The following is a 19058-nucleotide window of genomic DNA, read 5'->3' as shown; positions in this document are numbered from 1 at the left end:
GCCCGAACTTAACGGCAATGCCTGCAAGCGGGAGAGGACAACGGTGCTGCCGCTATATAAAGCTCCGGCTTACCGCTGAGCCGGCCGGGCAGCGAAGGCAGCGCCCGATCGAATAACGGAACAAACGGCGCATTTTTGCCCGTAACGGTTAATCTTTAACTGCAAACGCGCTGATTTGGCGGCTTTTTCAGCGCTTGATCGAGGAATTCAATTTAGCCGTTGACAGCGTACGGCGGGTTTCATATTATGCGCCCCGTTCACAGCACAAAGTGATTGTGAGTCGGGGCTATAGCTCAGCTGGGAGAGCGCTTGCATGGCATGCAAGAGGTCGACGGTTCGATCCCGTCTAGCTCCACCAACCTTCTCCTCAGAAAGGTTGGCGAAGACACCGTAACGCCGGTTAATGCGTACCACATTTGTGGGGCTATAGCTCAGCTGGGAGAGCGCTTGCATGGCATGCAAGAGGTCAGCGGTTCGATCCCGCTTAGCTCCACCACCATTTAGAAAAGCCGACCTTTAGGTCGGCTTTTTGCTTTGCGCGTTTGGTACTATATCGCCCGTTATTCTGGCCAATAAAAAAGGCCGCCGTAGCGACCTTGTTTACCGCAGTGCGGCGTTTAGCTCAGCACCAGACCGGCGATAGAGGCGGACAGCATGCTGACCAGCGTAGAGCCGTACACCAACTTCAGGCCGAAGCGGGAAACCACGTTGCCCTGGTGTTCGTTCAGGCCTTTAATCGCCCCGGCAACGATGCCGATGGATGAGAAGTTGGCAAACGATACCAGGAACACCGACAGCATCCCCTGGCTGCGCGGCGTCAGCTCGGCGCTGATTTTCTGCAGCTCCATCATCGCGACAAACTCATTGGACACCAGCTTGGTCGCCATAATACTGCCGACCTGCAGCGCTTCATGCTTGGGAATGCCCATAATCCAGGCGAACGGATAGAAGAAGTAGCCGAGCAGCTCCTGGAAGCTCAGCCCGAAGGCGGCGCTGAACAGGGCGTTGACGGCGGCGATCAGCGCAATAAAGCCGATCAGCATCGCGGCGACGATAATCGCCACCTTAAAGCCCGCCAAGATGTATTCCCCCAGCATTTCAAAGAAGCTCTGGCCTTCGTGCAGGTTGCCTAGGTGCAGTTCTTCTTCCTGGCTGGTGTCGTACGGGTTGATCAGCGATAGCACGATAAAGGTGCTGAACATATTGAGCACCAGCGCCGCCACCACGAACTTGGCGTCCAGCATCGACATATAGGCGCCGACGATTGACATGGACACCGTTGACATGGCGGTCGCCGCCATGGTGTACATGCGTTTTTCTGACATCTTGCCGAGAATATCTTTATAGGCGATGAAGTTTTCGGACTGGCCGAGGATCAGCGAGCTGACGGCGTTGAACGATTCGAGCTTGCCCATCCCGTTCACTTTCGACAGCACGGTGCCGATGATGCGGATAACCACCGGCAGCACTTTGATATATTGCAGAATACCGATCAGCGCGGAGATAAAGACGATCGGGCACAGCACCTTCAGGAAGAAGAACGCCAGGCCTTTATCGCCCATGCCGCCGAATACAAACTCAGTCCCTTGTCCTGCAAATCCGAGCAGCTTGTCAAACAGCGCGGCGAATCCTTTTACAAAGCCCAATCCCGCTTCCGAATGCAGGAAGAAGTAGGCCAGTAACACTTCGATAACCAATAATTGAATAACATAGCGAATGCGGATGCTTTTGCGATCGCGGCAGACCAACAGCGCCAGAATCGCCACCACCACTAACGCTAACGCAAAGTGCGCAATATGGGACATGTGTGCTCCAAACTTGAGGCAGGCTGAATTTCGGTTGTCATTCTATGTAACACCAGGTTTAAAAACGAGACTTCAATTACAAATATGGAAAATTACACTGAGATTTTTCCCAAAACAGCACAATAAATCGACGGAAATCAACATGTTAATAATTATGCGCATTGGTAGGAATTTTGTGTTAATTTGAGTATTAGGCGTATTTCGTCCTGCATCTGTGCTGTTTTGTGGAGGACGAAGCGTTTGAATTTGCTGCGATCTGTTCTTCAACCTTCGTTGCCGTCTATCACAGAGATAAGCATTACCGCATTAAATGCGATTGATAATTATTATCATCTTGGTAGGATGATGGTTAGCTTAATAATAGTAAGGGTTTCACGATATGCTGAACAGTCGCGCGGTTAACTCCTCAACATCTACCGACCGCCCGTCCAGAAAGATCAAACTTTCTCTGATGGGGCCGGCGTTTATCGCCGCCATCGGCTATATCGATCCCGGCAACTTCGCCACCAATATCCAGTCCGGCGCCTCCTTCGGCTATAAACTGCTGTGGGTGGTGGTCTGGGCCAATGTGATGGCGATGTTGATCCAGCTGCTCTCCGCCAAGCTGGGGATCGCCACCGGCAAAAATCTGGCCGAACATATTCGCGATCGCCTGCCGCGTCCGGCGGTGTGGGCCTATTGGGTACAGGCGGAAATTATCGCCATGGCGACCGATCTGGCCGAGTTTATCGGTGCGGCGATAGGGTTCAAACTGCTGCTGGGCGTGACGCTGCTGGAAGGGGCAATCCTGACCGGTATTGCCACCTTCCTGATCCTGATGCTGCAAAAACGCGGACAAAAACCGCTGGAGCTGGTGATTGGCGGGCTGCTGCTGTTTGTCGCTGCGGCCTATATTGTCGAGCTGGTGTTTTCGCAGCCGCAGCTGAGCGGGTTAGTCAAAGGCATGGCGATCCCGGACCTGCCGAATGGCGATGCGGTGTTCCTGGCCGCCGGCGTGCTCGGCGCCACCATTATGCCGCACGTGATTTATCTGCACTCATCGTTGACGCAGACCGCCGGCAGCAGCTCCAAGGCGCAGCGCTATGCGTCAACCAAGGTCGACGTGGCGCTGGCGATGACCATTGCCGGCTTCGTTAACCTGGCGATGATGGCTACCGCCGCGGCGGCCTTCCACTTTAGCGGCCACAGCGGCATCGCCGATCTCGATCAGGCCTACCTAACGCTGCAGCCGCTGCTGGGGCATGCGGCGGCCACGGTATTCGGCCTTAGCCTGGTGGCGGCCGGCCTCTCTTCCACCGTGGTAGGGACGCTGGCGGGGCAGGTGGTGATGCAGGGCTTCGTCCGCTTCTATATCCCGCTGTGGGTGCGCCGGGTGGTGACTATGCTGCCGTCGTTTGTGGTGATCATGCTGGGGATGGACGCCACCCATATTCTGGTGATGAGCCAGGTGTTGCTGAGCTTCGGCATCGCGTTGGCGCTGGTACCGCTGCTGAAATTTACCGGCAACCGCGAGTTGATGGGGGAGATGGTCAACGGGCGCGTCGTTCAGAACATTGGCTGGCTGATCGTTGCCATCGTCGTGGGGTTAAACGGCTACCTGCTGCTGAGCAGCCTGTTCTAACCGGCGGCGCCGGCCGCAAAAATACAACAGGGCGCGAATTCGCGCCCTGTTTGTTTGTCAGTCATCATCGTGGTGGTGACGATGGTGATGTTTATACTCTTTGTAACGCTCTTTTTGGTATTTCCGGTAGTCTTTTTCACGCTCTTTCTCGTACTTTCTGTACGCTTTTTCACGCTCTTTCTGGTACTTCTTATACCTTTTGTACTCATGCTCATCGTATTTGCGGTAGCGGCCGTCATGGTAGTAGTAATTTTTACGCCAGTAGTCGTGGTCGCGCCAGCGATAGCCGTCCCAGTAGTAGCCACGCCGGCTGCGCTCGCCCAGCTCTCGGCCGCGGTGGCTCTCCCACCAGTCGCGGTCACGCCAGTCATAGCCGTCCCAATAGTTGCCGCGCCGGTCCTGATCGCCGATACGCAGAGAAACGCCGGGAAGTAAATCGATACTCAGGCCGTCCGCCTGCGCCTGCGGCGCTACGGGAACGGTAGCGGCCACGAAAACGGCGGCCAGTAGCAGAGGTTTGAACATGCTTTCTCCTTATTATCGACGGCGATAGGGAATAATGATGCGTCGTTTATTCTCTCTAAGCCGGCCTTATAGTTTTATGGTGCGTATATTAGCGACATCCTCGACGTAACCCTTTGAGGGAGAGTCTGAAAAAAGTTAACCCGCGGTTAGATTGAGAATTTTCTGTTGTGTGGCGGACGTTATTGGCCGCTTGGTCAGCGAGGTTGAGAACTTAGGTCGCTGTGTTTTCGCTCGTAATTTGCGCCTGCTCGACGATACTTAAGGATATATACCGCAATCAGGCAGGTGACGCTTATGAACACCCACTATACGGTAGCTGATTATCTTCTCGATCGTTTAGCACAGATAGGTATCCGCCATCTTTTTGGCGTGCCGGGCGATTACAACCTGCATTTTCTGGATCATGTGATCGATCATCCGCATATTCGCTGGGTGGGCTGCGCCAATGAGCTGAACGCCGCCTACGCGGCCGATGGTTATGCGCGCTGTCAGCCGGCCGCGGCGTTGCTGACCACCTTCGGCGTGGGGGAGCTGAGCGCCGTCAACGGCATTGCCGGCAGCTACGCCGAGTATCTGCCGGTGATTCATCTGGTGGGGGCGCCGACGCTGCGCGCCCAGCGCGCCGGAGATAGGGTGCACCATACGCTGGGGGACGGCGACTTCGGTCACTTTGCGCGCATGGCGCAAGAGGTGACGGCGGCGCAGGCCAGCCTGACGGTAGAGAACGCCAAAACGGAAATCGACCGCCTGCTGGGCGTGGCGTTAACCGAGCGGCGGCCGGTTTATCTGCTGCTGCCGGGCGACGTGGCACAGGCGCCGCTGACGCCGCCGCTGTCGCCGTTGGCGCTGCCGGTAACGGATTCTTCACCGGAGGCGCTGGCCGGGTTTATCGCCGCCGCGCGTGAACTGCTGCAGCCGGCGCGCCACGTCACGCTGGTGGCGGACTTTCTGGCCGAACGCTTTGGCGTACGACAGGCGCTGGCGCAGTGGATGAATGAGGTGCCCCTGCCGCACGCCACCTTACTGATGGGCAAAAGCGTGCTGGATGAAACCCGCGCCGGATTTATCGGCATCTACAGCGGTGCGGCCAGCGATTCGCAGGTCAGGCAGCGGGTGGAAGAGGCGGATGCGACCATACTGGTCGGCGTACGTTTGACCGACACCATCACCGCCGGCTTCAGCCAACGGTTAAGCGCGGAGAGGTGCATTGATATCCAGCCGTCCGTCGCCCGCGTCGGCCGGCAGGCGTTCAGCCCGCTGGCGATGCCCGATGCGGTGCAGGCGCTGCATCAGCTGACGTCGGCGCTGTGCGGGCAGTGGCCCCGGCTGACGGTGAGCCGCCCTGAATTACCCGCCTCTGATGGTGATACGCTGGATCAGCACGCGTTTTGGCGTCAGCTGCAGGCATTTTTGCAACCCGGCGACGTGATCATCGCCGATCAGGGAACCGCCTGTTTTGGCGCGGCGGCGCTTAGCCTGCCGCAGGGCTGTCTGTTTATCAACCAGCCGCTGTGGGGGTCGATCGGCTACACTCTGCCGGCGGCCTTCGGCGTGCAGACGGCGCAGCCGGATCGTCGGGTGCTGCTGCTGATCGGCGACGGCGCCGCGCAGCTGACGATCCAGGAATTGGGATCGCTGCTGCGTGACGGTCTCAAGCCGGTGATTTTGTTGCTGAATAATGCGGGCTATACCGTTGAGCGCGCTATCCACGGGCCGCAGCAGCGCTATAACGACATTGCCGCCTGGGACTGGTGTGCGCTGCCGCAGGCGTTTGGCTCGGCTGCGGCCACGGTGCGGCGGGTCAGTACGCTGCAGCAGCTGCAGAGCGCGCTGCAGACGGTCAGCGACAGCAGGCAGTTGGCGTTGATTGACGTGCTGTTGCCGCCGATGGATGTGCCGGAGTTGTTGGACAGCATCTCGCAGGCGATTCAGTTACGTAATGACGCCGCCTAGTCTGCCGTCCCCGCCAGCAGATGTTCCAGCAGCCACAACCCCGCCGGCCCCGGCGGGGTAAGCTTTGACCAGACCGCATCTACCGAGATCAGCATCGGCCAGCCGCGCGGGCGCAATTCGCTCAGGCGGCCGTGGCCGTACTGCTGCACCAGCCAGTGCGGCAGAATCGCCCAGCCGAATCCCTGTTCCGCCATTTCCAGCAGCATCAGATAGCTGGGTGCCGACCAGACGCGCCCCTGCGGCTTATTGCGGCTGTCGATATAGCTGTTGAGGTACAGCTGCCGGCTACTGGCGAGCTGCTCCGGCGTTGGCTGTGGGATGCCGGCCAGCGGATGATGATGGGCGACGAAGATGCCCATTTCGGTGCGCTCCGGCAGCCGCGCCGCGGCGATATCGGGCGGGTAGTGTGGCTGAGCCGCCAGCATGCCCAGGTGAGCGCGGCCGCTCTGCAGCAGGTCCAGCACGTCTTCCCCCTCGTCGACCATGCACTCCAGCTCAATATCCTGATAGCGCTGCTCAAACTCCAGCATCAGGCTTTCGTGGTGGCCCGGCTGATAAGTATCGGAAAACACGATGGTCAGCCGCGGCTCCACCTTGTCCGCTAGGCGGATACTCAGGGCATCCAGCCGCTCGCTGGCGGCGAGGATCTCCTGCACGTGCCCCAGCACCTTGTGGCCGGCGGCGGTCAGCGTCGGCAGGCGTGCCTGACGGTCGAACAGGATTAAATCGAGATCCGCCTCCAGATTGGCAATGGCGGTGCTGATGGTCGACTGGCTTTTGTTCAGCTTACGGGCGGCGGCGGAGAATGAGCCGAGCGCCACGGCCTCAACAAACGCCAGCAAGGCTTCGGGAGAATAGCGCATAGACATATCTACTTTATCGATGGAACCTATTTTTAATCTACGTAAAAAAACGATGATAATCACCTCACTTTTCCAACAATGAGTAAAAAACAGGTGAGTTATGCAACTGCAAAACAAGTCTTTCAGCGAACGTATCGTCCATGCGGTGGGGTTTGAGGCGATTGCGGTGATGATCTGTGCGCCGCTGGGGGCGTGGATCCTGGGGCGTTCCATGACACAGGTCGGCGCTCTGGCGGTGATGCTGTCCAGCGTCGCCATGCTGTGGAACATCATTTACAACGCGGGGTTCGACCGCCTGTGGCCGGTGAGCCGGGTGACGCGTAACCTGACGGTGCGGATACTGCACGCGGCCGGTTTTGAGACCGGTTTTATTCTGATTGGTGTGCCGATTGCCGCCTTTATGCTGAACCTGACGCTGGTGCAGGCGTTTATGCTGGAATTGGGCTTTTTCCTGTTCTTCCTGCCGTATACCGTCGTGTATAACTGGGCTTATGACGCGCTGCGTCAGCGCTGGCTCGCTTCTCGGCTGGCGGTGAAATAACCGATCGTCAAGCGGCGGCGGCTCAGGTAATGTCGTTATTATTTGTAACGTACAGCGGGGAGCGACGATGAAAGTGCTGGGACTGTTGGGCGGGATGAGCTGGGAATCCACCATTCCTTATTACCGTATGATCAACGAGCAGGTGAAAACGCAGCTGGGTGGCCTGCACTCGGCGAAAATCGTGCTGTACAGCGTTGATTTTCATGAAATTGAACAGCTGCAACACCGCGGCGATTGGGAAGGCGCCGCACGGGTGTTGGCGCAGGCGGCGACCTCGCTGCGTGCGGCGGGCGCGGAGGCGATCGCGATCTGCACCAACACTATGCATAAAGTGGCGGATGCGGTGGAGCAGGCCAGCGGCCTGCCGCTGATCCATATCGCCGACGCCACGGCGCAGCAGGTGCTGCAGCAAAATATCCGCCGCGTCGGGCTGCTGGGTACGCGCTTTACCATGGAGCAGGATTTTTACCGCGGGCGGCTGCAGGAGAAATTTGGCATTGAAGTGGTGACGCCGGTGGCGGCGGATCGCGACAGCGTGCACCGCATTATCTATGAGGAGCTGTGTCTGGGCCATATCCACGTCGCCTCGCGGGAGGAGTACCGGCGCATTATCAGCGATCTGGAACAGCAGGGCGCACAGGGAATTATTTTCGGCTGTACGGAAATCGGCCTGTTGGTCGGCCCGCAGGATGCCTCGGTGCCGGTGTTTGACACCACGGCGATTCATGCGCGCGCTGCGGCGGAGTATATGCTGGCGCGTTAGAGCGCACGTTTTACGCGCGGTTTCCTGGCCGGCTGAAACGATTTTTGTGATCCGGATCACTATTGGGTCGCCATGCCGCGGGCAGCGATTGTTGTTTTCCCGGCGGGGTTTTACAGTGTGGGCAACTTGCCGTTTATTTAATTTTTTTGCGGAGAAAACATCGATGACCTATGCCCTCGTGGGGGACGTTGGCGGCACAAATGCCCGTCTGGCGCTGTGCTCGAAAGAGACGGGTGAAATCAGCAGGGCGAAAACCTACTCGGGCCTGGAGTTCGACAGCCTGGAAGCGGCGATCCGCCAATATCTGCAGGAGCATCAGCTGGAGGTGCAGGACGCCTGCATCGCCATCGCCTGTCCGGTGACGGAAGACTGGGTGGCGATGACCAATCACACCTGGGCGTTTTCGATCAAACAGATGAAAGCGAATCTGGGGCTGGCGCACCTGGAAGTCATCAACGACTTCACCGCGGTGTCGATGGCGATCCCGATGCTGACGGACGCGGACGTGCTGCAGTTCGGCGGTGCTCAGGCGCAGCAGGATAAGCCGATTGCCGTGTACGGCGCCGGCACCGGGCTGGGGGTGGCGCATCTGATCCACGTCAACCGCCAGTGGGTGAGCCTACCGGGCGAAGGCGGTCACGTCGACTTCGCGCCGAACAGCGAAGAAGAGGACATTATCCTGGAAACGCTGCGGGCGGAGATGGGCCACGTCTCGGCAGAGCGCGTGCTGTCCGGTCCAGGGCTGGTTAACCTGTACCGGGCGATCGTCAAATCCGACGGACGGCTGCCGGAGAACCTGGCGCCAAAAGATATTACCGAGCGCGCACTGGCCGACAGCTGCATTGACAGCCGCCGTGCGCTGTCGCTGTTCTGCGTGATCCTGGGGCGTTTCGGCGGCAATCTGGCGCTGACGCTGGGCACCTTCGGCGGCGTGTATATCGCCGGCGGCATCGTGCCGCGCTTTATGGAATTCTTTAAAGCCTCCGGTTTCCGCGCGGCGTTTGAAGACAAGGGGCGGTTTAAGGATTACGTGCAGGATATCCCGGTGTTTATGATCACCCATGCGCAGCCGGGTCTGCTGGGCGCCGGCGCTCACCTGCGCCAGACGCTGGGTATTCAGCTGTAACGCGACAGACATGAGAAAGGGGCGCAGCCGTCAGGCTGCGCCCCTTTTTTATTGGCGGTCAATCAGGCTTTGACCAGATCCGCCGGCTGGTGTTCCTCCTGCTCGGCCGTGGCGGCCGGCTGCGGCGTTTTAATCAGCAGGGTGATCAGCAGGGACAGCAGCGACAGCACGCCAATCACTATGAAGGTAGCGTGGAAGCCGCCGAAGTATTTGGCGATAAATGAGCCGGCCAGCGCGCCCAGGCCGAAGCCCTGATAGATGATGCCGTAGTTTTTGCTGTGGTTTTTCAGGCCGAAGAAGTCGCCGACAATCGCCGGGAATACGGTGATATTGCCGCCGAAGCAGAAGGCGACGGCGCCGACGCACAGGAAGAACAGGCTGTGGCTGAGGGTAAAGCTGCTCAGGGCGACAATCGCCAGCACGGTCACCAGCATGGTGAAGCTGATAACGCGCATCCGGCCGACTTTATCCGACAGGGTGCCGAGGATAATGCGCCCCGCGGTGTTGAAAATCGCGACGGCGGAGACGGTGTTGGCAGCGGTGGCGACGTCCATCCCGGCCAGCTGCACCCCCATATCCTTGACGATGCCGATCAGGTACAGGCCGCTCATACAGGCGGAGAAGAAAATCGCAAACAGCAGGTAGGCTTCTTTGGTCGCCAGCATCTGGCGCACGCTGTAGTCGGCGCTCTGGCCGCGTTGTGCCGCCGGGGTACGGGCCGCGGCCGGCTCTTTCAGCAGCAGCGAGCCGAGGACGATTAACGCCATCACGATCGCGCCCCAGTAGAAGAAGGCGGCGGAGACGCCCGCGTTGGCGATCAGCGCCGCGTTAACGTATTTGAACAGCAGGCTGCCGCTGCCGAAGGCACCGACGGAGATGCCGGAAATCAGCCCCTTATTGGCCGGGAACCATTTGATCAGGTTGGACAGGGTGGAGATATAGGCGATGCCGACGGCAAAACCGACCACCACGCCGGCCAGCAGATAAATCATATCCAGCGAGCTGACATAGGCGCTGGCGATCAGCCCCAGCCCCACCAGCACGCCGGCGGCCAGCGTCAGATTGCGGATGCCGAGGCGCTCCTGCAATTTACCGGCGAACAGGGTAGAAAACGCCAGGAAGAAACTGGTGATGGAGAACGTCGTGGCGACATCCGCCAGGCCCCAGTGGAATTTCTCCACCAGCGGTTGGTTAAACAGGCTCCAGGTATAGATAGTTCCCAGGCCCATCTGGCAGATGATGGTGCCCAGAACGATAAGGCTGCGATTTACCGGTTTTGTTCTCATGGCCGGTTTCTCCTGTTATTTGAGAGTGCGTTATCCGTGGTGAAAATGTGCGGAGCAAAGCGGCTCCGTAGTATGGAGTTATTATATGGCCGGGGCTGCGGCCGGCGGCGGATTGGGCATGAGTTGCCCCGGCGAGGGAATGAAATGCATCTGAGGGGGCATGAGTTGCCGTTTTTGGCGCAAAAACGTCGTCAAATGCCGCCCTGGAGATGTGATCTGAATCAAAGTTATCAACGATTTATTGCCCGGCGACGGCGGAAGATTGTGGGGGAATTGTGAAGGTTTCGTGCGGATGAGGTAAACCGGCGTTTGTCCGATGGAGCTGCCGCGGGCGTGGCATTAGGGTAACGGCAGGCGGATTTAATCCGTTAATGCAGGAGCCATAATATGAAAACCAAAGCACTTTTATTGGCGGCGCTGCTGGCGCTGCCGCTGGCGAGCCAGGCCGGAATTTTTATTAACGTCGCCCCGGACAGCGCATGGCGCGTCGGCGACCGCGACCATCGTGGCCACTACTGGGACGGCCACCGCTGGCGCGAAGCGCGCTGGTGGCGTGAGCACCATCGCGAGCCTCGGCCGCCGCGCCACTACCGCGAGCATTTTCGCCCGCCGCACCGGGCGGATCACCGGCCGCCGGCGCGGCATCACCATCGCCACGACGATCGCCGCGGTTAATTACAGGCGCATCAGCTGGCGGAACGCCTTGACCTTGCTGCGGCTGACCGGCACTTCAAACTCCAGGTCGCTCAGCCGCAGAATATAGGTGTTATTGAACCAGGGCACGATTTCGCGGATTTTCGCCAGATTGACGCAGTAAGAGCGGTGGCAGCGGAAGAAGTGCTCTTCCGGCAGCCGGGCGTAAAATTCGCTGATATTCATCGGCATGACAAACTCTTCACGGCGGGTGTAAACCCGCGTCACTTTTTCGTCGGCCGCCGCATAGTAAATATCGTTGATGTCGGTAACGATGATGCGATCGTTTTTGATCAGGTTAATGCTGTGGCCGCCGCGTCCGGTCGGCTGCTGCTGTTCGGGCTGCGCCTGCGAGCGCGAGTGCTGTGCCTCCAGCTTTTGCAGCATGGTGACGATGCGCGCCTCGTGGTACGGCTTGAGGATATAGTCGAAGGCTTCGATCTCAAAGGCTTCCACCGCGTGTTCTTTATAGGCGGTGATAAAGATAATCGCCGGCCGCTGGGCGAATTTGCTGATGTTCTGCGCCAGCAGTACGCCGTCGAGCGACGGAATATTGATATCAAGGAAGATGGCGTCCACCTGGTGGTTTTGCAGGTATTTCAGCACCTCCAGACCGTCATCGAAGGTGGCTTCGATGGTGATGCTGCTGTGCTGTTTAATCAGGTAGCTCAGTTCTTCCTGCGCCAGAAACTCATCTTCCACAATGATGGCTTTCATACTTTCCTCACGCTTCCTCTGCCGGCCGTTCGGCGGCAGGGCGCCGTTTAGCGCCGTCTTTGGTGATATAAAACGCAATTTCGGTGCCTGGCTCCAGACGGCGAATCTTCAGCCCGGCGCCGTACAGCAGCGAGACGCGGTGGTGCACATTGAGCAGGCCGATATGGTTGCCCGGCATTTCGTTACGCGCCACGCGGTCGATCACTGCCTGGCTGATGCCGTGGCCGGTGTCTTTCACCGAAATCCGGATGCGTTCACCGTGATCCTTGACCGCAATCACCACCACGCCTTTGCCGCGGCAGGGCTGAATGCCGTGCACGATGGCGTTTTCCACCAGCGGCTGGATCAGCAGGCTGGGAATACGCAGCGCGATATCGTCGTCGATATCGTAGATCACCGTCAGTTTGTCGCCGAAGCGCGCCTGTTCGATCGCGATATAATCCTGTACCTGGTGCAGCTCTTTACGGATGTCGATCGGCTCGTCGTTCAGCTCCAGGTTGTAGCGCAGGTAGCGCGACAGGTTGATAATCAGCTGGCGCGCGGTGTCCGGGTTCAGGCGGATTAACGACGAGATGGCGTTCAGCGCGTTAAACAGAAAGTGCGGGTTGATCTTGCTCTGCAGCGCGCGCATTTCGGCCTTATCCGCCATCTGGCGCAGCTGTTCAATGCGGGACACCTCCATCTGGGTGGAGATAATCTGCGACAGGCCGACCGCCATCACCTTCAGGGTATTGGTGATCTGGTGCGCGTGGCAGTAGTAGATTTTCAGCGTGCCGCTGACTTCGCCCTTTTCCCACAGCGGGATCACCAGCTGCGAGTGGATCTGCGGCGTGGCGGGGCTTTCGTGGTTGTTCTTGATAATAATTTTGCCGTGACGGATGCTTTCGCGCGTCACCCGGCTGAGGCTTTCCCGCCCGACCGGATAGTGCTCCTCGCCGACGCCGACGTAGGCCAGCACGCGTTGGCTATCGGTCATCGCCACCGCGTCGGCCTGAATATCGTGGCGGATAATATCGCAGATGGTGGTCAGCGATTCGCTGTTGAAGTTGCGGAAATAGGGCAGGGTTTTACGCGCGATATCCAGCGCCAGCTTGGCCTGGCGGGCGGCGATCACCTCTTTTTCATCCTCCACGCTCTGCACCAGCAGCACGATCAGGCCGATGCACACCGTACCGAGGATCATCGGCAGGGCGATTTGCGCCACGATCTCCAGCCCCAGCTCGGTCGGCGACGCCCACAGCACGATCAGCAGCATGGTCAGGCTCTCACACAGCATGCCGCCGAGAATGCCGATGCGCCAGCGGCGCTCTTTTTTCACCTTCAGGTGGATATAGGCGGCGCTGATGCCGGCGATAATGCTGGTGATCAGGCAGGGCACCGAGGTAATGCCGTCGATATCGATCAGATAGCGGTGCACGCCGGCGATGATGCCGGTGGCCACGCCGACCCACGGCCCGAACAGGATGCCGCCGGCCATGATGGCGATCACCCGCACGTTGACCAGCGAGCCTTCAACGTTGATGCCGGAATAGGTGCTGAACAGTGCGAACAGCGAGAAAATGGCGGTGACCGCCGCCAGCTCCAGCGGCGTGTGTTCCTCTTTTTGCAGCAGCTGGCGGAACAGCCGGGTGCGCGTCAGGAAGAAGAGGCAGATTAACATCAGCGCGGCACGATCGAAGACCGCTAACAGCATTTCAAAAAAAGGGTGCACGGCGGCGACTCACTGCGGTGGAACAAGATGACGGCCAGTATACCACAGCGTCGGGCGTCGGCTCAGAGAGCCCGCGCCCGTATCCCCTTGGCGGTCAGGGTTTAAAGCCCGGAATAAAGCGCGTGACGTCCACCTCCATAAAGGCGCTGCGCTGGAACTGTTCTTTCAGCGCATAGGGCACCGTGCAGTCAAAAATGGCCTTGCAGGCGATGCCTTCCGCGCGAATCGACGGGCTGAAGGCCGGCGACGACGAAGGATCCAGCGGATGGCAGCGCACGCCGGGAATAAATACCGTGCTGACGTCGCCCTGATAGCGGGTGGTCATCGCCCACATCACGTCATTCATATCAAACAGGTCGACATCCTCGTCCACCAGCATCACGTGTTTCAGCTCTGAGAAGGCGGCGAACGCCAGCAGCGCCGCCTGCCGCTGCCGGCCTTCGTCGTTCTCCGAGCGTTTTTTCACCTGCAGCACCGCCAGATATTTGCCGGTGCCGGGGGAAGGGCAGTGTACGTTCTGCACAAAGCCGGGCAGCGCCCGTTCGACCATCTGCAGAATGCTGGCCTCGGTGGGAATGCCCGCCAGATTGGTGTGCTCATCGCTGGCGCCGATGCAGGTTTGCAGGATCGGATGCTTACGGTGGGTAATCGCCTTCACCTTGATCACCGGCAGCGCCGCCTTGGCCTCCCCGGTATAGCCGGGGAACTCCGGCATCGCCTTGCCGCTGTGGGTGTGCTGATCTTCACGCACCCGCACCCCCGGCAGCAGCTCGCCCTCGATCACCACTTCGGCGTGGGCGATGGCGCGCGCCGCCACCGTCAGGCACGGCGTCAGCTCCACCGGCCGGTTGCGCAGCGCGCCGGCCACCGACAGCTCATCGAAGCCCAGCGGCGTGGTGGGCGGCTCGAAGCAGGCGCCGATCTCAATGGCCGGGTCAACGCCGATGCTGATAGAGATCGGCAGTGCCTGGCCCGCCGCTTCGGCCTTCATGCGGAAGGTGTCAAGGTGGCGGCCGGGCACGAAGTACATCGAGATTTCATCCTTGCCCTGAACGCACAGGCGGTGGATCGTCACGTCGTGCTCGCCGGTTTCCGGGTCGGCGGCATAGCACATGCCCAGCGTAAAGTAGGGGCCGGCGTCGTCCGGCGTATTGGTCGGCGCCGGCAGCAGTTTGAGGATGTCGAAGTCCGGGTCGCTGGCCAGATGCACCACTTCCTGGCAGGCGGCTTGCTCACGCGGAATTTCGATTGGTGCAATCGGATGGCTGACCGACTCTTTCAGCAGCTGGGCCAGCCGGTCCGGCGTGCTGCCCAACAGGTGGGCCACGCGCTTGCGCGACGCCAGCAGGCCGATCAGCACCCGCATATCGTCGTAGCCTTTAATGCGATTGAACATCATGGCGGGGCCGACGCGCGTCGGCCGCATCACGGTGCCGTGCGCGCCGACGTAGCGGTACACGCCGGACAGCTCGGCCATCGGGTCCACCGGTTCATCGGTGGCGATCAGTTCATCTTCAAGCTGGCTCAGCAGCGCCAGGGCGGAACGCAGGTCGTGAACCTGCGGCAGTTCGTTGGGTGTGGTCATCGGCACGATCCGTTAATGGTCAGAGTAAGAGGGGGATGGGTTGTTATCTATTATCAGTGTCGGGCGGGGATTGATTTCTGTCTAATAGGGTTTAGCCTGTTTTTAATCATCATTCGTTATCACAGGACGGCTTATGAGCGACATCCGCCAGCTGTACTCGTTTATTGCCCTGGCCGACGAGATGCACTTCGGGCGTGCGGCGGCCAATGTGCATATTGCCCAGCCGGCGCTGAGCCAGCACATCAAACTGCTGGAACAGCGCCTGGGGTTGCGGCTGTTTGAGCGCGATCGCCGCCACGTGGCGCTGACGCCGGAAGGGCGCGTGCTGCTGGAGAAAGCGCGCGATGCCATAGGTCGCTATGAGGGGCTGCTGCAGGCCGCCGCCAGCCTGCGCAGCGGCGCCGACGGCGCGATCCGGCTGGGGTATGTCGGATCGGCGATTTACGATCCCGCCCTGATGGCGCTGATGCGCGACTACCGTCAGGCGCGGCCGGGCATTGAGCTGGCGATGGAAGAGCATGATGTGAACCGTCAGCTCACCCTGCTGCAGAGCGGCGACCTGGATGCGGCGCTGGTGCGTACGCCGGTGCCGCAGTTGCCCGGGCTGGTTTACCGGCAGGTGGTGCAGCGGGCGCTGATCGCGGTGCTGCCGAAGGATCATGCGCTGAGCGGGGGCGGTACGCTGTCGCTGCGGCAGCTGGCGCAAGAGCCGTTTTTGATCCAGAACGATCCGCCGGGCGTCGGGCTGGCCTGGTCGGTATTGGCCGCCTGCCGCCGCGCCGGCTTTACGCCGCATCCGCTGAAAACCACGCGCGACGTGGCGGTAACCATCGGGCTGGTGGCCCTGGGGATGGGCGTCGCGCTGGTGCCGGAGACGCAGGCGCTGGCGCGGCGTGAGGATATCAGCTATCACCCGCTGGACGATCCGCTGGCGGTGAGCACGCTGACGCTGGCCTACCGGCAGAATACCCAGCAGGCGGCGGTGAAGGATTTGGCCCGCTTTGTTCTGGCGCGCGCCACGGGCTGAGCGGCGCGCGCGGGGCGGTTATTTCAGGCCGAGCTGTTCTCTGCCGAGCGGCGTCAGCATCTCTTCACCGCCGCGGCCGACGAAGTCCACCTCAAAATCATCCGCGGCGAAGTCCGGCGGCGTGCGGCCGCTCAGGAAGCTGGGCAGCTGCCGCTGCAGATAGGCGTCGTTCTTTGCGCAGCCCGGCGCGGCGGCGATATACATCACGTTGCTGTCGAACTCGCCGTGGTGCTCATTTTCCACCGCGTGGATCACGTCGCAGTGCCAGAATACGCAGTCGCCCGGCTCCAGATCCGGAATAGGGGAAATCCCCTGCAATAAAAGGGGATGCCATTTCTCCGAAATTGACAGCGCGCGTCCCGGTGCGGCATCGCACAGATCGTCATCCGCCACGTCGTCCTGCAGCGCGCGCAGCAGCACGTAAGCCATGGCGTTGGCGATCGGTACCAGGTTCAGCGTCCCGGCGTGGGTGCGCTGTGGTGTCAGCGCCGTCCAGCCCTGAAAGGTGCGGAACATTGAGCAGACCGCCGGCGAGGCGATTTCGCGCACCTCGGTGCGACCGTCGGCGGCGAAAGGGTCGTAACGTTGCCACTCGCCGGAGAACACGTGGCGATAGACATAGCGGAAATTCTCGTCCAGCCAGCGTTCGATGGTGCCGCTGTCGACGTGCGGCGACAGGCCGAGTGAGGAGGAGTTCGGCGGGCGGCGGCGGGTGCGGTCGGCATAGCTGGCGACGCGCTGCGGGTCGAAGTGCTGCTTACCGTCGCTTTCGCTTGCCCACAGGCTGTTCATGAAGACCTGCACCGCGTGCATGCGTCGATCCTGGCGCGCCTCCACCTGCGGCTTTGACCAGTAGATACCGTAAATCTGCGGTTTGCTGGCGGCCAGTTTACCGAAGTAATTATCTTCGGCGGCGTTTTTCAGCCGTTCGACAAAGTTGTTGCGGCTCAGATAGTCGCCGATTTCGCGGTTCCAGCCTTCGGCGGTGGCGCGCGGGAACACGCCGCGGATGGCGCAGGCGCCGCGCTGTCTGATCAGCGCCTTCTGCTGCTCGCTCACCCGCTGTTGCAGAATATCCTCGGCGTCGATTTGCGGCACCGGATTGTGGCCGGCGGCCAGCTCATGGCGGATCTGTTCCACCTGCTGGCGAATGTTGTCCTCCAGCGCCAGAAACACCTCGCGGTAGTTGGGCAGCGCCTGGCGCAGCTGCCGTTTGACGTGCTTGATGGCGGCGGGGATATCGTCGATAACCAGTGCTGTCATAAGGTTCTCCTTACTATCGCCGGTGGGCGTCGTCGGTTACAGAGAGTAGGTAATACATTTGTTGTTTTTACGTTAATGATTATCTGGACTTTAACGAGGAAAATAAAGCGATATCTTTCATTCGAAACTTCCTGTTTTTTGAATTTCGGAGATTACTGTCCCGAGGACGATGATGAAAAAGTTATCGTTTAGGGGATGGACAGCCTGAATCTGCTGCGATATGTTCAAGAACAGGCCAAAAACTGGCCAGCGTCGCTCGGACGGTCCGGGCGCTTACGTCTCTTCGAGGAATCTATGGCTGATAATCACAGTCCGCGCCGCTTTACGCGCATTGAACGTCTTCCCCCGTACGTGTTTAACATCACCGCCGAACTGAAGATGGCCGCCCGCCGTCGCGGCGAAGATATTATCGACTTCAGCATGGGCAACCCCGACGGCCCGACGCCGCCGCACATTGTGGAAAAACTCTGCACCGTGGCGCAGCGTGAGGATACGCACGGTTACTCGACCTCACGCGGTATTCCGCGCCTGCGCCGGGCGATCTCGCGCTGGTATCAGCAGCGCTATCAGGTGGATATCGATCCGGAAAGTGAAGCCATCGTCACCATCGGCTCCAAAGAGGGGCTGGCGCATCTGATGCTGGCGACGCTTGACCATGGCGATACCGTGCTGGTGCCGAACCCGAGCTACCCGATTCATATTTACGGCGCGGTGATCGCCGGCGCGCAGGTGCGTTCGGTGCCGCTGGTGGAAGGCGGCGATTTCTTTGGTGAGCTGGAGCGCGCCATCCGTGAAACCATCCCGCGGCCGAAAATGATGATCCTCGGTTTCCCCTCCAACCCGACCGCGCAGTGCGTGGAGCTGGATTTCTTTGAGCGGGTGGTGGCGCTGGCGAAGCAGTACAACGTGCTGGTGGTGCATGATTTGGCCTATGCCGATATTGTCTATGACGGCTGGCAGGCGCCGTCGATCATGCAGGTGCCGGGGGCGAAAGACATCGCGGTTGAGTTTTTCACCCTGTCGAAAAGCTATAATATGGCTGGCTGGCGCATCGGTTTTATGGTGGGCAATCCGGAACTGGTCAGCGCGCTGACGCGCATCAAGAGTTACCACGATTATGGCACCTTTACGCCGCTGCAGGTGGCGGCCATCGCCGCGCTGGAGGGCGACCAGCAGTGCGTGCTGGACATTGCCGAGCAGTATCGCCAGCGGCGCAACGTGTTGGTGAAAGGCCTGCACGAAGCCGGCTGGATGGTGGATAACCCGAAGGCCTCAATGTACGTCTGGGCGAAAATCCCGCAACCGTATGCCCATTTGGGATCGCTGGAGTTCGCCAAACGCCTGCTGGCGGAGGCGAAGGTCTGCGTATCGCCGGGCATCGGCTTTGGTGAGTATGGCGACGATCACGTGCGTTTTGCACTGATTGAAAATCAGGATCGTATTCGCCAAGCGGTTCGCGGCATCAAGGCGATGTTCCGCGCCGATGGACTGATCTCGCCGGCGGCGAAATAGCTTACCGGACTGCAAAAACAACCAAGGGGCGCCGGTGCGCCCCTTGTTGCCGTTTTCGGGTTTGGTG

Annotated in this window: 16 protein-coding genes and 2 tRNA genes; 10 read left to right on the top strand and 8 right to left on the bottom strand. The window is 59.9% G+C overall.

The features are described from left to right. Positions 1-282 precede the first annotated feature (282 nt). Both D781_RS15380 and D781_RS15375 read left to right on the top strand, forming a co-directional pair. A tRNA-Ala gene (locus D781_RS15380) sits at positions 283-358 on the top strand. Between the two features lie 62 nt (positions 359-420). Next, positions 421-496 (top strand) — tRNA-Ala (locus tag D781_RS15375). A 121-nt stretch (positions 497-617) separates the two neighbouring features. On the opposite strand, the gene D781_RS15370 is transcribed toward D781_RS15375, so the two are convergent. Further along, a complete protein-coding gene (locus tag D781_RS15370; protein ID WP_015673256.1) occupies positions 618-1805 on the bottom strand; it encodes a NupC/NupG family nucleoside CNT transporter in 1188 nt (395 codons plus the stop codon). A gap of 379 nt (positions 1806-2184) precedes the next feature. On the opposite strand from D781_RS15370, the gene D781_RS15365 reads away from it, so the two are divergent. Continuing rightward, a complete protein-coding gene (locus tag D781_RS15365; RefSeq protein WP_015673255.1) occupies positions 2185-3426 on the top strand; it encodes an Nramp family divalent metal transporter in 1242 nt (413 codons plus the stop codon). A gap of 57 nt (positions 3427-3483) precedes the next feature. Here the strand turns inward: D781_RS15365 and D781_RS15360 are convergent, their stop codons facing one another. Further along, on the bottom strand, positions 3484-3951 hold the full coding sequence (locus D781_RS15360) for a DUF2502 domain-containing protein (protein WP_015673254.1): 468 nt from the start codon (positions 3949-3951) through the stop codon (positions 3484-3486). A 294-nt stretch (positions 3952-4245) separates the two neighbouring features. Between D781_RS15360 and D781_RS15355 the strand changes: the two genes are divergently transcribed. Continuing rightward, positions 4246-5904 carry a thiamine pyrophosphate-binding protein gene (locus D781_RS15355; RefSeq protein WP_015673253.1) on the top strand — a complete coding sequence of 553 codons (1659 nt, stop codon included), beginning with the start codon at positions 4246-4248 and terminating at the stop codon, positions 5902-5904. Here the strand turns inward: D781_RS15355 and D781_RS15350 are convergent. Further along, complete coding sequence (locus D781_RS15350) at positions 5901-6767, bottom strand: LysR family transcriptional regulator (RefSeq protein ID WP_041411842.1); 867 nt, start codon at positions 6765-6767, stop codon at positions 5901-5903. The genes D781_RS15355 and D781_RS15350 overlap by 4 nt on opposite strands. Positions 6768-6867: 100 nt before the next feature. Here D781_RS15350 and D781_RS15345 point away from each other — a divergent pair, with 100 nt between their 5' ends. The 3 genes from D781_RS15345 to glk all read left to right on the top strand — a co-directional run bounded on the left by D781_RS15345 (position 6868) and on the right by glk (position 9197). Further along, positions 6868-7308, top strand: a complete 441-nt coding sequence (locus D781_RS15345; RefSeq protein WP_015673251.1) for a multidrug/biocide efflux PACE transporter — start codon at positions 6868-6870, stop codon at positions 7306-7308. Positions 7309-7375: 67 nt separating this feature from the next. Then, positions 7376-8071 carry an aspartate/glutamate racemase family protein gene (locus D781_RS15340; protein ID WP_015673250.1) on the top strand — a complete coding sequence of 232 codons (696 nt, stop codon included), beginning with the start codon at positions 7376-7378 and terminating at the stop codon, positions 8069-8071. 163 nt (positions 8072-8234) lie between these two features. Continuing rightward, entirely contained in the window at positions 8235-9197 is a 963-nt protein-coding gene (gene glk / locus D781_RS15335; RefSeq protein ID WP_015673249.1) for a glucokinase, read from the top strand. 62 nt (positions 9198-9259) lie between these two features. Here the strand turns inward: glk and D781_RS15330 are convergent, their stop codons facing one another. Next, positions 9260-10483, bottom strand: coding sequence for an OFA family MFS transporter (locus D781_RS15330; RefSeq protein WP_015673248.1), 1224 nt, complete (start codon positions 10481-10483; stop codon positions 9260-9262). A 387-nt stretch (positions 10484-10870) separates the two neighbouring features. Between D781_RS15330 and D781_RS15325 the strand changes: the two genes are divergently transcribed. Next, a complete protein-coding gene (locus tag D781_RS15325) occupies positions 10871-11158 on the top strand; it encodes a DUF2502 domain-containing protein (protein WP_015673247.1) in 288 nt (95 codons plus the stop codon). Here D781_RS15325 and D781_RS15320 read toward each other — a convergent pair whose 3' ends face one another. The 3 genes from D781_RS15320 to D781_RS15310 form a co-directional block, all read right to left on the bottom strand. Further along, the gene (locus tag D781_RS15320) at positions 11159-11893 is read right to left on the bottom strand and encodes a LytTR family DNA-binding domain-containing protein (protein WP_015673246.1); all 735 of its coding nucleotides are present in this window, start codon (positions 11891-11893) and stop codon (positions 11159-11161) included. Positions 11894-11900: 7 nt separating this feature from the next. Beyond that, positions 11901-13586, bottom strand: a complete 1686-nt coding sequence (locus D781_RS15315; protein ID WP_041411841.1) for a sensor histidine kinase — start codon at positions 13584-13586, stop codon at positions 11901-11903. A 112-nt stretch (positions 13587-13698) separates the two neighbouring features. Continuing rightward, complete coding sequence (locus tag D781_RS15310; protein ID WP_015673244.1) at positions 13699-15189, bottom strand: UbiD family decarboxylase; 1491 nt, start codon at positions 15187-15189, stop codon at positions 13699-13701. A 133-nt stretch (positions 15190-15322) separates the two neighbouring features. Between D781_RS15310 and D781_RS15305 the strand changes: the two genes are divergently transcribed. Continuing rightward, entirely contained in the window at positions 15323-16216 is an 894-nt protein-coding gene (locus D781_RS15305; protein WP_015673243.1) for a LysR substrate-binding domain-containing protein, read from the top strand. Positions 16217-16234: 18 nt separating this feature from the next. Here D781_RS15305 and D781_RS15300 read toward each other — a convergent pair whose 3' ends face one another. Further along, positions 16235-17479 (bottom strand): DUF1479 domain-containing protein, encoded by a 1245-nt coding sequence (locus tag D781_RS15300; protein WP_015673242.1) that lies wholly within the window; start codon positions 17477-17479, stop codon positions 16235-16237. Between the two features lie 294 nt (positions 17480-17773). Between D781_RS15300 and alaC the strand changes: the two genes are divergently transcribed. Further along, complete coding sequence (alaC, locus tag D781_RS15295; protein ID WP_015673241.1) at positions 17774-18991, top strand: alanine transaminase; 1218 nt, start codon at positions 17774-17776, stop codon at positions 18989-18991. Positions 18992-19058 lie beyond the last annotated feature (67 nt).

Source organism: Serratia sp. FGI94 (genome assembly GCF_000330865.1).
GTDB classification, from domain to species: Bacteria; Pseudomonadota; Gammaproteobacteria; order Enterobacterales; family Enterobacteriaceae; genus Serratia_B; species Serratia_B rubidaea.
This window is presented reverse-complemented; position numbering and strand designations above follow the sequence as displayed.

Coding starts and splice junctions, on each gene's coding strand:
- D781_RS15370 (WP_015673256.1), bottom strand. CDS start 1,805: ATGTCCCATATTGCGCACTTTGCGTTAGCGTTAGTGGTGGTGGCGATT.
- D781_RS15365 (WP_015673255.1), top strand. CDS start 2,185: ATGCTGAACAGTCGCGCGGTTAACTCCTCAACATCTACCGACCGCCCG.
- D781_RS15360 (WP_015673254.1), bottom strand. CDS start 3,951: ATGTTCAAACCTCTGCTACTGGCCGCCGTTTTCGTGGCCGCTACCGTT.
- D781_RS15355 (WP_015673253.1), top strand. CDS start 4,246: ATGAACACCCACTATACGGTAGCTGATTATCTTCTCGATCGTTTAGCA.
- D781_RS15350 (WP_041411842.1), bottom strand. CDS start 6,767: ATGCGCTATTCTCCCGAAGCCTTGCTGGCGTTTGTTGAGGCCGTGGCG.
- D781_RS15345 (WP_015673251.1), top strand. CDS start 6,868: ATGCAACTGCAAAACAAGTCTTTCAGCGAACGTATCGTCCATGCGGTG.
- D781_RS15340 (WP_015673250.1), top strand. CDS start 7,376: ATGAAAGTGCTGGGACTGTTGGGCGGGATGAGCTGGGAATCCACCATT.
- glk (WP_015673249.1), top strand. CDS start 8,235: ATGACCTATGCCCTCGTGGGGGACGTTGGCGGCACAAATGCCCGTCTG.
- D781_RS15330 (WP_015673248.1), bottom strand. CDS start 10,483: ATGAGAACAAAACCGGTAAATCGCAGCCTTATCGTTCTGGGCACCATC.
- D781_RS15325 (WP_015673247.1), top strand. CDS start 10,871: ATGAAAACCAAAGCACTTTTATTGGCGGCGCTGCTGGCGCTGCCGCTG.
- D781_RS15320 (WP_015673246.1), bottom strand. CDS start 11,893: ATGAAAGCCATCATTGTGGAAGATGAGTTTCTGGCGCAGGAAGAACTG.
- D781_RS15315 (WP_041411841.1), bottom strand. CDS start 13,586: ATGCTGTTAGCGGTCTTCGATCGTGCCGCGCTGATGTTAATCTGCCTC.
- D781_RS15310 (WP_015673244.1), bottom strand. CDS start 15,189: ATGACCACACCCAACGAACTGCCGCAGGTTCACGACCTGCGTTCCGCC.
- D781_RS15305 (WP_015673243.1), top strand. CDS start 15,323: ATGAGCGACATCCGCCAGCTGTACTCGTTTATTGCCCTGGCCGACGAG.
- D781_RS15300 (WP_015673242.1), bottom strand. CDS start 17,479: ATGACAGCACTGGTTATCGACGATATCCCCGCCGCCATCAAGCACGTC.
- alaC (WP_015673241.1), top strand. CDS start 17,774: ATGGCTGATAATCACAGTCCGCGCCGCTTTACGCGCATTGAACGTCTT.